Below are 16,040 nucleotides of genomic sequence, written 5' to 3' on the forward strand. Positions count from 1 at the left end.
TTTGGCGCGCGCGCTGGGGCCACAAAAAAAGGGCGCCAGCGGCGCCCGTTGTGGTTGGAGGTCAAGAACTCAGAGGCAGATGCTGCCCCCCAGGCGCATGGCCAGATCGGGTTCGGCGGTTTTGGTGTAGTCCTTCTCGACCCGATCGGTGATGAGTTGGGCGGTGGGGCCGTCCATGACGGCATTGAGCATGCCCATGAAGGCGGGGGGCGCCACCAGAATGGCGCGGCCGAAGGCGTGCTTGTTGCGGCCTTGGTAAAACTCCTGCGCCAGTTCCTGTGCAAAGGCGCGCGCGGCTTGGGTTTTTGGGGGCGTGTGAGACTCGTAGCCACTGCCGTGGGTCGATTGAATATTGCCGGCTCGGTCGGTGACGAGGTCTTGGTTCTTCTGTCGGCTTTCCGGGTGGATCAGCTCTTTGACCAGCTTGAGTCCCTTGTTGGGACCATAGTTGGCGTAGAGCTTTGCAAGGCTGGCGTTTGCGACCAGGATCCAGGTGATAGCCATAGAGCATCCTCCGAAAGAGTGGTGGGTCTTCCGCGTCCAGCCGATCCGTCCAGACAGCAGGCGCAGAACTCTCAGCGTAGAAGGCGCACGCGAACACTTCAAAAGCGTTTGATGCCGAATTTTGCGCCGCGCCGTTGGTCGTGACCGCGAAAGCCGTGCCATGCGTGGCTCGGGCGGCGATCAACCGTTCGTCAGACACTTTGGGTTGTGACAATTCACCGCAGTGCTCAGAAAATGCCCATCGCCAGCCCCTCGGCCATGGCGGCGCCAATCGCGTGGCAGGCATCGAGGTCGGCGGGCTGAATCTCGCCCCGGGCAATGTGGGGTTCGGACACTTCGCGCCAGCCGTAGCCGGTGGCGATGCGGCGGATTTCGCGCACGGCGTTGGTGCCGTCATTGCCGGCGCTGATGAAGATGGCGAAGGGCAGGCCAGTGAGCTGGCCTTCGAGCGGGTAGTAGGTGCGGTCGAAGAAGTCCTTGAGCGCGCCGGACATGTAGCCGAAGTTTTCGGGCGTGCCGAGCAGCAGGGCGTTGCACTGTGCGAGATCGTCCACGCCGGCGTCGAAGGCCTTGAGGCAACGTACTTCGATGCCGTCGGCGGTGTCGGCGCCGGCCTTGACCGCGTCGGCCAGTTGCGCGGTGTGGCCGGACTGGCTGTGATAGACGATCAGCAGGCGTTTCATGGGCAAACCTCGCGCGCTTCAGTGTTCCTGCGGGTTGGAGTCGTGAGTGGGGCGGGGGTTCGCGCCGGCGGCGGGGTCGAGGCCATACAGACGCTTGAGCTGAGCATAGGCGGCGGGATAGGCGGCACGCAGTCTGAGCGGTACTTCGAAGAAGGCTTCGCTCATCACGGCAAAGAATTCGGCCGGGCTTTCGGCGGCGTAGGCGTCGATGGCGTGGGGCAGGTCGTGATCGACCCGGTGACAGAAATCGTGATAGGCCGCGATGAAAATGCGTGCCCAGTCGGCGCGGCGCATGTCGGCCGGTAGCGGCGGGAAGCCGTCAGCCTGACCATTGCACATGTCGAGTTTGTGGGCGAATTCATGGATGACGACGTTCAGGCCGTCGGTGCGTTGCTGCGGCTGCCAGGAGACGACCACCGGGCCGTCCGGCCAGGCTTCGCCGAGGACTGGCTCGTCGTATTCGTGCACCACACCGTCTTCGTCCATTTCTTCGCGCGGGATGACAAAGTCGCCGGCATAGACCACCACGCCAACCCATTGACTGTAGGCGTCGAGCCCGGTGTTATAGATCGGCAGACAGGCTTGCAGGGCAATGGACAGCAGGATGTCGTCGGTCAAGACCAGATCGTGTGCACCGTGGAAGGTCTTCTGGTCGAGGAATTCAAGCGCGAGGGCGCGCAGGCGCGAACGGGCGTCTGGTGGCAAATAGGTCAGAAAGGGCAGTCCGGCTTCGACGCGTGCCCACTGTTCTTCGGTGACGGCGGGGCGGTCTGCCTGGCCAAACAGCCAGCGTTGCAAGCGGCGCAGCATGTCAACGGACTTCGGGGTGGCGCGTGGTGAGCCAGATGCCCGACAGGATGAGCGCGATGCCGGCGCCGTGGTAAAGGGCCGGCAATTCATCGAGGAAAATCACTGACAGCACCGTGGCAAACACCGGCATCAAGTGAATGAACAGCGCGGCGCGACTGGGGCCGACCATGGCCACGCCGCGGTTGTAGAACACGTAACCCAGAAAACCGGGAAAAATGGCGGTATAGACGATGGCGGTGAGACTGCCTGTGTGCAGCACGATGTGCCGGCCTTGCGACAACTCCCACGCCCAGGCCGGTGCCAGCACGGTGATGCCGACCACCGTCATGGCGGCGAGCAGCACCATCGGGTGCATGCCGCCGGGGCGCCAGTGCAGGCCGACGGTGTACAGCCCCCAGACGGTCACCGCGATCAGCATCCAGAAGTCGCCGGGGTTGAACTGCCAGTCGAGGATCATGGCCGGGTTGCCATGGGTGACGATCACGCTTACGCCGATGAGCGATAACACCACGCCGAAAACTTCAAAGCGCTGCAAGCGCCGCCGAAGCAGCAACACTGCCAGTAATAAAGTAGCCACCGGGATCAGCGAGTTGATCATGGTGGCATTGATCGCCGTGGTGTATTGCAGGGCCAGGTAGGCAAAGGTGTTGTAGCCCCCCACCCCGAGCGCGCCGAGCAGCACGATGGGCCGCCAGTGGCGTTTGACCAGCGGCCATTGCGTGCGCAAATGCGGCCAGGCGAAGGGCAGGATCAGGCACAGCGCCAGCGTCCAGCGCCAGAAGGCCAGACCGAAGGGCGGCACGTCGGCGCGGATACCGCGACCGATGACCATGTTGCCCGACCAGAACAGCGTGGTCAGGGTCAGCAGCAGGTAGGGCAGATCAAACAGGCGGCGCATAGGGAGAGGTCGGTGTAAGGCAGTCGGAAGGCGGCGCGATTATCATCGGGGCATCCAATCTGCTCAATGAGAGATAATTGCAGTCATGGTATCCGTCACTCACGCTATTTCCTACGCCGACTCGGAAACGCCGCCGATCGATCGTATCTGCGAAGGCTTGCCCGAGGCCGACCGGCCGCGCATTGAAGCGGCCTTGTCGCTGATCACCGAGCTCTACAGCCAGCAGCCGCTGGGCACCGGCGAGCCGACCTTGCGCCATGCGCTGGGGATGGCGCTGATCTGCGTGTCGCTCAAGATGGATGGCGATGCGCGCTTGGCGGCTTTGCTGTTCGCGTTGCACAGCCACATGGACAACGCCACAGAGTATCTCGAGAAGCACTTCGGCGCGCGGGTGGCCAAGCTGGTGGGCGGGCTGTACCGGCTGAATGGCTTGCGGGTGATCACGCGCAAGACGGCCACCAATCGCGCGCCCGAAATGCGTCAGCAGTCCGAAACCCTGCGCAAGATGCTGCTGGCCATGGTCGAGGACATCCGCGTGGTGTTGCTGCGCCTGGCCTCGCGTACCCAGACCTTGCGCTACTACGCCGAGCATCCGGACGAGGATGAGCAGCAAGACGCCGCACGCGAAAGCCTGGACATCTACGCGCCGCTGGCCAATCGGCTGGGGGTGTGGCAACTCAAGTGGGAGCTGGAGGACCTGTCCTTCCGCTTTTTGGAGCCGGCCACTTACAAGCGGATCGCCAAGATGCTCGATGAGCGTCGGGTCGAGCGCGAGCAGTTCATTACCGACGCGGTGACCCGCTTGCGCGAGGAGATGGCCGGCGCGGGCATCAAGGGCGAGGTCTATGGCCGACCCAAGCACATCTACAGCATCTACAACAAGATGCAATCGAAGGATCTGGACTTTGAGCAGGTGTACGACGTGCGGGCGCTGCGCGTGCTGGTCAAGCAGGTGCGCGACTGTTACGCCGTGCTCGGCATCGTGCATCAGTTGTGGACGCCGATCCCGAGGGAATACGACGACTACATCCTGAAGCCCAAGGGCAATAACTACCAGTCGCTGCACACCGCCGTGCGCGCGGCCGATGGCCGTGCGCTCGAAGTGCAGATCCGCACCGAAGACATGCACCAGCACGCCGAATTTGGCGTGGCGGCGCACTGGCGTTACAAAGAAGGCAGTGGTGCCAGTGGCGGCACTTACGACGAGAAAATTGCCTTGTTGCGTGACCTGTTGTCCTGGCGCGATGAGGTGACCGATGCCGACCATTGGGAAGAAAAATATCGCGACGCTTCGCTCGACGACACGCTGTATGTGATGACGCCGCAGGGACGGGTGGTCGACTTGCCGCGCGGCGCGACGGCGGTGGATTTCGCCTATGCGCTGCACTCCGACCTGGGGCATCGTTGCCGTGGCGCCAAGATCGATGGCCATCTGATTCCGCTGAACAAGCCGCTGGAGAGCGGGCAGACGGTGGAAATCACCGCCGCCAAGGAGGGCGGCCCGTCGCGGGACTGGCTCAACCCCCAGCAAAACTACGTCACCACCGGCAAGGCGCGGCGCAAGATCAAGCAATACTTCGCGCAGCAGGAGCAGGGCGAATTGCTCGATCGCGGTCGGGCCGTGATTCACCGTGAGTTGCAGCGCGAAGGGCAGACCCAGTTCAACAACGACACGCTGGCGCAGCGCCTAGGCTTCAAGAATGCCGAAGCCATGTTTGTGGCTGCCGGGCGCGGCGAGGTGGGGCCGCGCGCGGTGCAATTGGCCACACACGCCCAGGAGGCGGCTACGCCCGTCGCTGACGACGTGGTCATTGGACGCAGCCACCAGCGCAGCACCGACGACGATATTCTGGTAGTCGGCGTTGGCAAGCTGATGACCTCGCTCGCCCGCTGCTGCAAGCCGGCGCCGCCGGACGCGGTGGAAGGCTTTGTCACCCGCGGGCGCGGCGTGTCGGTGCACCGGGTCGATTGCCCCGACTTCCAGGCCTTGCTCAAGCGCCACCCGGAGCGCGCCATTCCCGCCACTTGGGGGGACGGTGTGGATGCGCCGGGCAGCCGCTATCCGGTGGACGTGATAGTCGATGCCAGCGACCGTCAAGGTCTCCTGCGTGACCTGTCGGACGTGCTCTCGAGAGAAAAACTCAACGTTATTGCCGTCAACACCCTCACCCGGAAAGGCAAGGCGCGCATGCGCTTCACCATCGAGGTCAACGGCTCGCAGCAGATCCAGCGCGCGCTCTTGCTGATGGGGGAAGTCGTCGGTGTTGATCAGGCCCGCCGCACGTGAGTGCAATCGGTCTTCCCGGTATAACGCGGCCGACCTAGTTCTTTTGGACTAGGCCGCCTCGGTCATTCGGGGGGTGGTCGTCCGGCCGATTGTCGTGCTCAGCGTGTCTTCGTATTGTGTCCCCCGTAGAGGCTCCGGCCGTGCGCGCTGTTGTCGCCGCCGATGTGCCTCCGTGGCGGCGCGAGGAGGTACGTATGGACATGAGGATCAGTCAGGCACGACGGCATTTGGCTGGTGGTCACGCAGAGGGTCGCTCCGAGGTCATCTCCATGCTCCGGTCGATGCCCTTGCTCAAAGGTCTGCAGGCTCGCACGCTTGAGTTGCTGGCGCAGGAGGCAACCCGACTGCGCTATGAGCGCGAGGAGATCGTATTTCGTCGTGGCTCGGTGCCGACGGGTTTGTTTTTTGTGCTCGAGGGCAGCATCAAGCTGCTCGCCCTGGAGCCCGACGGGCGCGAAAAAGTGATCGAACTCTTCACCGAAAAGCGTTTTTTCGGTGAGATTGGCGTTTTTCGGTTGTCGCGCTATCGGGCGTGGACGCAAGCGGTACGATCGACCGAGCTGCTGCATGTGCCCTCCGACGCTTTGCGCCAGGCCGTGCGCGAAGACCACGAACTGTCCTTGCGCATGCTGTCCGAAGTGTCCGGCCGAGTGCAGGCCTTGATCGAGTCGATCAGCCAGACCGCCCCCTTGCTCGCCTACAAGCGGGTCGCGGCCTATCTCATTGAGCAGGATGGGATCGGCGACGTTCAGCCGGGATGGGTGCACCTGGCGGCGCCGAAATACACCATTGCCTCCATGCTAAACATGAGCAGCGAGGCGTTGTCCCGCGCGCTGCGCAAGCTGCGCGATGCCGGCATGATCGAAGGCGGGGGACGCACCATCCGCATTCTCGACTACAAGGGGCTGAGCGCTCTGCTCAACACCTGACCCACACCCTTGGCTTTCGTTTCGGCGCGGCCGACCCGCCGCGCCGGCATGTCGCTGTTGACGCTGGCTGTGCCGGATGCGCCGGCGTCTAGTTCTTTGTGACTAGTCCTTGTGCACCGCTCAACTCCTGCGGATGACCAATGTTGCACTTGCCCGTCGGCCGATACGCTGCATGGCAATGAAACATCCGTGTGCGGCAGGAGGAAAAACGGCAATGGCGACACTGCGTCATCAGCAGATTTCGGTGCTCTCGTCGAGTACGGTGGCCTTCACGGTGTGCTTTGCGGTGTGGATGATCTTCGCGGTCATCGGCGTGCCCATCAAGGCCCAGCTCAACCTTAACGAAACCCAGTTTGGCCTGCTGGCCTCGATGCCGGTGCTCACTGGTGCGCTGGTGCGTTTGCCGCTCGGCTTGTGGGGCGACAAGTACGGCGGCCGGCTGGTGTTTTTTGTGCTGATGCTCAGCACGGTGCTGCCGATCTATCTCATCGGCCATGCCACCGAGTACTGGCAATTTCTGGTGATCGGCCTGTTCGTCGGCCTGGCGGGCGGGTCGTTCTCGGTCGGCATTGCCTACTGCGCCCGCTGGTTCGAACGCAGTCGCCAAGGCCTGGCGATGGGCATCTTCGGTGCTGGCAACTCCGGTGCGGCGCTGACCAAGTTCGTGGCGCCAGCGATTGTCGCCGCCTGGGGCTGGGAGATGGTGCCGACGGTGTATGCCATCGCAATGTTGGTGACTGCGCTGGCCTTCTGGGTCTTCAGCTATGACAACCCCACTCATCGCGTTGCGTCGAATGTGAGCTTTGCTGACCAGTTGCGCGCCTTGAAAGACCCGCGCGTATGGAAGTACTGCCAGTACTACTCCATCGTGTTTGGCGGTTATGTGGCGCTCGCCTTGTGGATGACAAAGTACTACGTCACCGAGTACGGCTTCTCGCTTCAGATGGCGGCCTTGCTGGCGGCGGCGTTTTCTCTGCCGGGCGGCGTTCTGCGCGCTTTCGGCGGCTGGTTTTCCGACCGCTTCGGCGCACACAAGGTCACCTGGTGGGTGATGTGGGTGTCGTGGATCTGCCTGTTCCTGCTCTCTTACCCGCAGACGCATCTCACCGTTCAGACGGTCAGCGGTCCCAAGACCTTCGATATTGGCCTCAATCCGTGGATGTTTACGGTGTTGTTGTTCGCCGTTGGCGTGGCCTTCGCGTTCGGCAAGGCCTCTGTCTTCAAGTACATCTCTGACGAGTTCCCGCATGACATCGGCGCGGTGTCCGGCATCGTCGGCCTCGTCGGTGGCCTGGGCGGCTTCCTGCTGCCGATCCTGTTTGGCGCAATGGTCGATCTGACCGGCGTGCGCTCCAGCTGCTTCATGTTGCTCTATGGCGTGACCTGGGTATCGCTCATCTGGATGTACTGGACCGAGGTGCGCGCGACCGACGTGATGCACTCGGCGGCTACAAAGTCTTGATTTAAAAAACGAGGGGGTGAATGTGAATTCCAGCCGTGCCGAGCGCGTACCGCTCGCAACACAGAAGACCGGTGGTGCCGACGTCGATTACTGGGATCCTGAGGACGAGAAGTTCTGGGAGAGTACCGGCAAGCGTATCGCCAACCGTAACCTGTGGATCTCGATCCCGGCGCTTTACTGTGGATTCGCGGTGTGGGCGATGTGGGGAATCATCTCGGTGCAGATGCTGAACCTCGGTTTTCCCTTCACCAAGGAGCAGCTGTTTACGCTGACCGCGATCTCCGGTCTGTCGGGTGCGACGATGCGTATCCCCTCGTCGTTCTTCATTCGCCTCGCGGGGGGGCGCAATACCATCTTCCTGACCACGGCGATGCTGTTGACGCCGGTCATCGGTACCGGTATCGCGCTGCAACACCAGGATCTTCCGCTGTGGGTATTCCAGCTGCTGGCGCTGTGGTCCGGTGTGGGCGGTGGCAACTTCGCCAGCTCGATGTCAAACATCAACCCCTTCTTTCCCAAACGGCTGCAGGGTACGGCGCTGGGCCTGAATGCGGGTCTGGGCAATTTCGGCGTGACCGCGACGCAGATTTTCATCCCGCTGTTCATGACCGTTGGCTTGTTCGGCGCCATTGGCGGCGAGCCGATGACGCTCGTCAAGGATTCGGGCTGGTTGTTTGGCAAGATCCCGGCGGGCGCGCCCACCTACATCCAGAACGCCGGCTTCGTGGGCATCCTGATTCTCGTGCCGGTGTCGATTGCCGCTTGGTTCGGCATGAACAATCTGCGCTCGGTGTCGCCGCAGACGGGCGTCGTCGCCAGCTTCTCCAAGATCACCTGGCTCTACACGCTCGCCTTCATCCCCGCGATTGTCGGTCTTTACCTTTATCTGCCGGCGCCGACCGGCCTGGGCTTGATCAATGCGTGGTTCCTGGTGCCGTTCGATATCGTGATGGCGCTGTTGATCATGAAGCTCGCGGCGTTCGGCCCAATGAAGGAGAACGTTGCAAAGCAGTTCGCGATCTTCTCGAACAAACACACTTGGGCCATGACCGCGCTCTATGTCGTCACCTTTGGCTCCTTCATTGGTTTCTCGCTGGCGCTGCCGCTGGCGATCACCGTGATCTTTGGCGACAAGCACATTCTGGATGCGGCGACGGGAGTGTGGACTCACGTCAAGAACCCGGCCGCGCCCTCCGCGCTGACCTACGCGTGGATCGGCCCCTTTGTGGGCGCGGCGGCACGTCCGTTTGGCGGCTGGATTTCCGACAAGCTTGGCGGCTCCATCGTGACGCAGGCGGTGTCAGCGGTGATGGCGGTGGCCTCGGTCGCCACGGGCTACGTGATGTTCCTCGCCTTTCACTCCGAGACGCCGGAGCAGTACTTCCTGGTCTTCATGCTGCTCTTTTCGTCGCTTTTCCTCGCGTCGGGCGTTGGTAACGGCTCGACCTTCCGCTCGGTGGGCCACATCTTCAACCGCGAACAGGCCGGCCCCGTGCTGGGTTGGACGTCCGCGGTGGCGGCCTACGGGTCTTTTGTTGCGCCGACCATGATTGGCGGACAAATCCACGCCGGTACGCCGGAGAACGCCATGTATGGCTTCGCGGTGTTTTACGCGGTGTGCCTGGTTATCAACTGGTGGTTCTACCTGCGTCCCAACGCCTACGTAAAAAACCCCTGAGCATGCAGCCCCACGGCAGCGCGGCGGCATCGCCCTGTACCTCACAAGTTAGAAGGAGCATCAAGTGAGTCACTTTCTGGATCGACTGAAGTTCTTGGAACGGATTAAGGAAACCTTCTCCAACGGCCACGGTATCGTCACGGACGAAGACCGTAACTGGGAAGACGCCTACCGCAACCGCTGGCGCCACGACAAGGTGGTGCGTTCCACCCATGGCGTGAACTGTACCGGTGGCTGCTCGTGGCGGATCTTCGTCAAGAACGGGCTGGTATCGTTCGAAATGCAGCAGACCGACTACCCGCGTACCCGCGAGGATCTGCCTAACCATGAGCCGCGCGGTTGCCAGCGGGGCGCCTCGTTCTCGTGGTATCTCTACTCGCCGCACCGCATTAAGCACCCGATGATCCGTGGCCGACTGCTCGAGCTGTATCGCGCCGAGCGTCAGAGCGGCAAGGACCCGGTCGAGGCTTGGGCGGCCATCCAGAAAGACGAGAAGAAGCGCGACAAATACGTGCGTGTGCGCGGTTTGGGCGGCTTTGTTCGCACGAGCTGGAATGAAGTCAGCGAGATCGTCGCCGCCGCTAACGTCTACACCATCAAGAAGTGGGGCCCGGACCGCATCTACGGTTTCTCGCCGATCCCCGCGATGTCGATGATTTCCTATGCCGCCGGTTCGCGTTACCTGTCGCTGATCGGTGCCGCCTGCGGTTCGTTCTACGACTGGTATTGCGACCTGCCGGCTGCCAGCCCGCAGACCTGGGGCGAGCAGACCGACGTGCCCGAAGCGGCCGACTGGTACAACTCGACCTACCTGATCATCACCGGCGCCAACCTGCCGATGACGCGCACGCCGGATGCCCACTTCGCCACCGAGGTGCGCTACAAGGGCACAAAGATCGTCTCGATGGCGCCGGACTACGCCGAGTACGTCAAGTTTGCTGACTTGTGGATGCCGGTCAAGCAGGGCACCGATTCGGCCGCTTTCCTGGCCATGGGCCATGTCGCGCTCAAAGAGTTCTACATCAACAAGCAAGACCCGTATTTCCAGGAATACGCCCGCAAGTACACCGACTTGCCGATGCAGGTCATTCTGCGCGCTCATGAAGATGGCTTCGTGAGTGACCGCAACTTGCGCGCCTCTGACTTCGATGGCGGCTTGGGCGAGGCCAACAACCCCGAGTGGAAAACCATCGTTTTCGACAGTAAGGGCAAGCGCTTCATTGCGCCGAACGGTTCCATCGGTTTCCGTTGGGGCGAAGAGGGCAAGTGGAACCTGCTCGAGAAAACCGGCGCCGACCAAGCCGAGACCGAAGCGGAGCTGACCTGCATCGACAACCGCGACGCCGTGGTGTCGGTCGGTTTTCCGCACTTCACGCCGGGCGAAGACGAACTGCTGTACCGCAACGTGCCGGTGCGTCAGCTGACGCTGGCCTCGGGCGAAACGGTGTATGTCGCCTCGGTGTTCGACCTGCAAGTGGCGCAATACGGTATCGACCGTGGTCTGGGTGGCGGCAATGTGGCCTCGTCCTACGACGACGCTGATGTGGCCTACACGCCGGCCTGGGCCGCCAAGTACACCGGCGTCAAAGCGGCCGACATGGAGCGCACCGGTCGCGAGTTTGCCGACAACGCCTCGCGTACCAAGGGCAAGTCCATGGTCATCATGGGCGCGGCGATTAACCACTGGTATCACAACGACCTGTCCTACCGCGCGATCATGAACCTGCTGCACATGTGCGGCTGTGTGGGTCAGACCGGCGGAGGCTGGGCGCACTACGTGGGCCAGGAAAAGCTGCGGCCGCAGGCCGGCTGGGCACCGATTGCCTTCGCACTCGACTGGCAGCGTCCGCCGCGCCACATGAACTCCACCTCGTACTGGTATTTCCACACCGACCAGTGGCGCTACGAGACCATCGACGCTGACGCACTGATGTCGCCGGCCGGCAAGAACCGCAACAAGGGCCTGACCCTGGCCGACTACAACGTCAAGGCCACCCGCATGGGCTGGCTGCCGTCGATGCCGCACTTCAATCGCAACCCGGTCGAACTGGTCGCCGAAGCCGAAAAGGCCGGTGCCACCGACGAAGCCGGTGTGTCGAAGTACGTGGTCGATCAGCTCAAGAGCGGCAAGCTGGACATGGCCTTTGCCGATCCGGATGCCGAAGAGAACTGGCCGCGTAACCTCATCGTCTGGCGCGCCAACCTGATCGGTTCGTCCGCCAAGGGGCATGAATACTTCCTCAAGCACTTGCTCGGCGCGCAGAACGGCGTGATGAGCGAAGGCGGCGCCGGCAACGGCTGCAAGGAAGTGAAGTGGCACGAAGAAGGCCCGACCGGCAAGCTGGACCTGATGGTGGACATCAACTTCCGCCTCAACTCCACCGGTGCCTACTCGGATATCATTCTGCCGACCGCCACCTGGTACGAGAAGAACGATCTCAACACCACCGACATGCACCCCTTCATCCATCCGCTGGGTGAAGCCGTCACGCCGGGCTGGGAGTCCAAGTCCGACTGGCAGATCTTCAAGCGCCTGTCGAAGGAGTTCTCCAAGCTGGCCGCCAAGCACCTGCCCGACGCCAAGGATCTGGTCGCGTTGCCCATGCAGCACGACTCGGCCATGGAACTGGCGCAACCGCTGGGTGAAGCGCGTGACTGGAAACTGGGCGAGTGCGAGCCGATTCCGGGCAAGACCATGCCGATCCTGAAGGTGGTCGAGCGCGATTATGTCAGCACCTACAACAAGTACATCGCGCTGGGCCCCTTGATGGTCGAGCTGGGCAACAACGTCAAGGGCATCGACTGGAACACCGAGGCCGAGTACGAAGAGCTCAAGAAGTGCAACTACACGGTCACGGAAGAGGGTGTCTCGAAAGGCATGCCGTCGCTCGAAGAAGATATCTACGTGTGCGATGCGATCATGCGCATGGCGCCGGAGACCAATGGCGAAGTGGCACACAAGTCGTGGAGCGCGTTGTCGAAGAAGACCGGCATCGACCACCACCACCTGTACGCCGGCCGCCATGAGGACAAGATCACCTTCCGCGACATCGTCGCCCAGCCGCGCAAGATCATCACCGCGCCGACCTGGTCGGGGATCGAGTCGGAGACCGTGTCCTACACCGCCGGCTACACCAACGTGCATGAACACATCCCGTTCCGCACGCTGACCGGCCGGGCGCACTTCTACCAGGACCACGAGTGGTTCCTCGACTTCGGCGAAGGTTTCTGCACCTTCAAGCCGCCGGTCGACCTCAAGGCGCACGACAACGTGCCGGCCAGCGTTCGCGCCAAGCCGCACCTGACGCTGTCGTGGATCACCCCGCACTCCAAGTGGGGCATCCACTCGAGCTACCAGGACAACCTGCGCATGCTCAACCTGTTCCGCGGCGGCCCCTACATCTGGCTGTCCGAAGAAGAGGCGGCCACGGTCGGCATCCGCGACAACGACTGGGTCGAGGCGATCAACTCCAACGGCGCCACGGTGGCTCGGGCAGTGGTGTCGCAGCGCGTGCCGCGCGGCATGGCGCTGATGTACCACGCCCAGGAAAAGAACATCAACGTGCCCGGCTCGAACACCACCGGCAAGCGCGGCGGCATTCTCAACTCGGTGACCCGGGTGGTGGTCAAGCCGACCAACATGGTCGGCGGCTACGCCCAGTTGTCGTACAGCTTCAACTACTACGGCACGGTGGGTTGCCAGCGTGACGAGATGGTGGTGCTGCACAAGATCGAGGACCAGGACATCGACTGGCTCGAGCGACCGCTGACGGATGAACGCGAAGCCCAGCGCAACCCCGAGGGCATCGGCTCGAAATAAGCAGACAACGTAGGGCGGATAAGCCGCAACGCGGCGTCATCCGCCGCATGCAAAACGGCGGAAGGTGCTGCGCTTTTCCGCCCTACGACGACACAGGAACTGGAGAATCAAATGAAAATCCGCGCGCAATTCGCGATGGTATTCAACCTCGACAAGTGCATTGGTTGCCACACCTGCTCGGTGACCTGCAAGAACGTGTGGACCAACCGCAAAGGCATGGAATACGCCTGGTTCAATAACGTCGAGTCCAAGCCCGGCATCGGCTATCCGAAGCAGTGGGAAGACCAGGAAAAATGGAAGGGCGGCTGGGAGAAGATCAACGGCAAGCTCGAACTCAAGGCCGGCGGCCGGGTGAAGAAGATCGTGCAGATCTTTGCCAACCCCAACCTGCCCGAGATCGACGACTACTACGAGCCGTTCTCATTCGACTACGCCCGTTTGCAGAACGCACCGCTGTCCGAGGCCGCACCGACCGCACGCCCGATCTCACAGATCACCGGCGAGAAGATGGACAAGGTCACCTGGGGTCCGAACTGGGAAGACGATCTGGCCGGCGAATTCGCCTCGCGCTCGCGCGATGCCAACTTTGCCAACATGCAGAAGGAGATGTACAAGCAGTTCGAAAACACCTTCCACATGTACCTGCCGCGCATCTGTAACCACTGTATCAACCCGGCTTGCGTTGCATCGTGTCCGTCGGGTGCGCTGTACAAGCGTGAAGAAGACGGCATCGTGCTGTCCGACCAGGACCGCTGTCGCGGCTGGCGGATGTGCATCTCCGGCTGCCCGTACAAGAAGGTGTTCTTCAACTGGGAGTCGTCCAAGGCCGAGAAGTGCATCGGTTGCTACCCGCGCGTCGAGAACGGTCTGCCGACCGTGTGTTCCGAGACCTGCGTGGGCCGTATCCGCTACAACGGCATCATCCTGTACGACGCCGACAAGATCGAATCCGCCGCCAGCGCCGATGACACTCAGGATCTGTACCAGAACCATCTGGACATGTTCGTTGATCCCTTTGACCCGAAGATCATCGCCCAGGCCAAGAAAGATGGCATCACCGATGACTGGATTCTCGCCGCGCAGAAGTCGCCCATCTACAAGATGGCCGTGGAGTGGAAGATCGCCTTCCCGCTGCACCCCGAGTACCGCACGTTGCCGATGATCTGGTACGTGCCGCCGCTCTCGCCGGTGCAATCGCAGATCGACCAGAAGAATCTGCCGACCGAAGCCGATGGCGTGCTGCCCAAGGCCGAAGCCATGCGTCTGCCGGTGCAGTATCTGGCCAACCTGCTCACCGCCGGCAAGGAAGCGCCGATCGTCAGCGCGCTCAACCGCATGATCGCCATGCGCTCTTACCAGCGCTCGATCCATGTCGATGGCAAGCCCGACACCCGCGCGCTCGACGCCACCGGCATGACCGAAGACATGGCCAAGGAGATGTACCGTTATCTGGCCATCGCCAACTACGAAGACCGTTTCGTCATCCCGAGCTCGAAAGAAGAAATGCGTCTGGACGACTACTACGGCTTCCAGGGCCAGACCGGCTTCACCTTCGGCAACGCCTCGTCGCTGGGGATGACCAACAACGCCTTGTTCCCGGCGCGCCGGAAAGAAACGGTGGAGTCACGTGAAGAGGCGCCGCTGGCCGAGCCGACGCATGACGCGTCCGGCGAGCAGTACTGAGGAGGGAGAACCATGCAGACCTACAAACTATTGGCCGAATTGCTGGACTACCCGAACCGGGAACTGGTTGGCGAGCTGGACAACGCGGTGACCGCGCACGGCACGGCGCTTGTCTGGCTGGCCGAGATCGACCGTGACGACGTGTTTTCGCCGGCCGACCGCCAGGCCATCGCGGCCTTCATCGATGCGCTGGTTGCGCAGGACGCGACCGAACGCGAAGCGGCCTACGTGGCCACCTTCGACATGGTGCCGGATCACAGCCTGCACCTGACGCACCACCTGTTCGGTGACGACAAGAACCGCGGCCCGGCGCTGATCGATTTGTCCGAGTACTACAAGTCCTTCGGCTTTACGCATGAAGAAACGGAGATCCCCGACTTTCTGCCGCTGATGCTGGAGTTCGTCTCGCAACTCGACGTGCAGGGCGCCAAGGTCTTCCTCGCCGACGTGGCGAAGATCTTCACTGTGCTGGCACAAAACCTGGAAAAGGCGGGCAGTCCGTACGCGCCGCTGATCCGCATTCTCGAAACCCACGGCACGCTGACCCGTCTGGCAGCGTGAGGAGAGTGACATGTCTCTGATGAAATTTCTGTTTGCGGTCTATCCGTACATCTGTCTGACCGTCTTTGTGGTGGCCAGCTGGATCCGCTTTGACTACCAGCAATACACCTGGAAGACCGACTCCTCCATGCTGTTGTCGAAGAAAAGCATGGTGGTGGCCAGTAACCTGTTCCATATCGGCATCCTGTCGATCTTTGGCGGTCACTTCGCCGGTCTGGTCCTGCCGCACGGCCTGTGGCTGGGGCTGGGCATTTCGGACATGACCCACCAGTGGATCGCCATCATCGCCGGCATCGTGTTCGGTCTGATGTGCCTCGTCGGTGGTGCCATGCTGTGGTCGCGCCGCATGTTCAATCCGCGCATCCGTGCCACCGGCCGCAAGAATGACATGTTCGTCATCTCGTGGTTGATGATCACCCTGCTGCTCGGCCTGATGACCGTGCCGTTTTCGATTGGTCATGCCAACCACAATGATCCGTCCGTGATGCTCCTGCTGGCAGAGTGGGTCAAGAGCATCTTGCTGCTCAATCCTCAGCCCGAGTTGTTGGCGACGGTCGATCCGATCTTCCGGGCGCACATTTTCTTCGGCATGACCGTGTTCTTGATCTTCCCCTTCACGCGCCTGGTGCACATTCTGACCGCGCCACTGAGCTATTTGGGCCGTGCTTATCAGATCGTGCGTACCAAGCGTCGGACAGTCTGACGCATTGCGAAGCACTTCGGGG

At 62.0% G+C, this 16,040-nt stretch carries 12 protein-coding genes; 8 read left to right on the plus strand and 4 right to left on the minus strand.

The window, feature by feature from the left end; genetic code table 11:
• Positions 1-69: 69 nt before the first annotated feature.
• From FHP91_RS15810 to FHP91_RS15825, 4 genes are all read right to left on the minus strand, one after another.
• Positions 70-504 carry a host attachment protein gene (locus FHP91_RS15810; protein ID WP_144310497.1) on the minus strand — a complete coding sequence of 145 codons (435 nt, stop codon included), beginning with the start codon at positions 502-504 and terminating at the stop codon, positions 70-72.
• 227 nt (positions 505-731) lie between these two features.
• Positions 732-1,187, minus strand: a complete 456-nt coding sequence (locus tag FHP91_RS15815; protein WP_144310498.1) for a flavodoxin family protein — start codon at positions 1,185-1,187, stop codon at positions 732-734.
• A gap of 18 nt (positions 1,188-1,205) precedes the next feature.
• Entirely contained in the window at positions 1,206-1,997 is a 792-nt protein-coding gene (locus FHP91_RS15820; protein WP_144310499.1) for a M90 family metallopeptidase, read from the minus strand.
• A 1-nt stretch (position 1,998) separates the two neighbouring features.
• Entirely contained in the window at positions 1,999-2,895 is an 897-nt protein-coding gene (locus FHP91_RS15825) for a DMT family transporter (protein ID WP_144310500.1), read from the minus strand.
• An 85-nt stretch (positions 2,896-2,980) separates the two neighbouring features.
• On the opposite strand from FHP91_RS15825, the gene FHP91_RS15830 reads away from it, so the two are divergent.
• From FHP91_RS15830 to narI, 8 genes are all read left to right on the plus strand, one after another.
• A complete protein-coding gene (locus FHP91_RS15830; protein WP_144310501.1) occupies positions 2,981-5,182 on the plus strand; it encodes a RelA/SpoT family protein in 2,202 nt (733 codons plus the stop codon).
• 269 nt (positions 5,183-5,451) lie between these two features.
• The gene (locus FHP91_RS15835) at positions 5,452-6,111 is read left to right on the plus strand and encodes a Crp/Fnr family transcriptional regulator (protein ID WP_186301582.1); all 660 of its coding nucleotides are present in this window, start codon (positions 5,452-5,454) and stop codon (positions 6,109-6,111) included.
• A gap of 214 nt (positions 6,112-6,325) precedes the next feature.
• Positions 6,326-7,573, plus strand: coding sequence for an MFS transporter (locus FHP91_RS15840; protein ID WP_144310503.1), 1,248 nt, complete (start codon positions 6,326-6,328; stop codon positions 7,571-7,573).
• Positions 7,574-7,595: 22 nt separating this feature from the next.
• Positions 7,596-9,251 carry an MFS transporter gene (locus tag FHP91_RS15845; RefSeq protein ID WP_144310504.1) on the plus strand — a complete coding sequence of 552 codons (1,656 nt, stop codon included), beginning with the start codon at positions 7,596-7,598 and terminating at the stop codon, positions 9,249-9,251.
• Between the two features lie 64 nt (positions 9,252-9,315).
• On the plus strand, positions 9,316-13,071 hold the full coding sequence (locus FHP91_RS15850; RefSeq protein WP_144310505.1) for a nitrate reductase subunit alpha: 3,756 nt from the start codon (positions 9,316-9,318) through the stop codon (positions 13,069-13,071).
• 111 nt (positions 13,072-13,182) lie between these two features.
• The gene (gene narH, locus FHP91_RS15855) at positions 13,183-14,754 is read left to right on the plus strand and encodes a nitrate reductase subunit beta (RefSeq protein ID WP_144310506.1); all 1,572 of its coding nucleotides are present in this window, start codon (positions 13,183-13,185) and stop codon (positions 14,752-14,754) included.
• Positions 14,755-14,766: 12 nt separating this feature from the next.
• A complete protein-coding gene (gene narJ, locus FHP91_RS15860; RefSeq protein WP_144310507.1) occupies positions 14,767-15,315 on the plus strand; it encodes a nitrate reductase molybdenum cofactor assembly chaperone in 549 nt (182 codons plus the stop codon).
• A gap of 10 nt (positions 15,316-15,325) precedes the next feature.
• Positions 15,326-16,018, plus strand: coding sequence for a respiratory nitrate reductase subunit gamma (narI, locus tag FHP91_RS15865; RefSeq protein ID WP_144310508.1), 693 nt, complete (start codon positions 15,326-15,328; stop codon positions 16,016-16,018).
• Positions 16,019-16,040: the final 22 nt, after the last annotated feature.

It is taken from the genome of Denitromonas halophila (assembly GCF_007625155.1).
In the GTDB taxonomy this organism is placed as follows: domain Bacteria; phylum Pseudomonadota; class Gammaproteobacteria; order Burkholderiales; family Rhodocyclaceae; genus Nitrogeniibacter; species Nitrogeniibacter halophilus.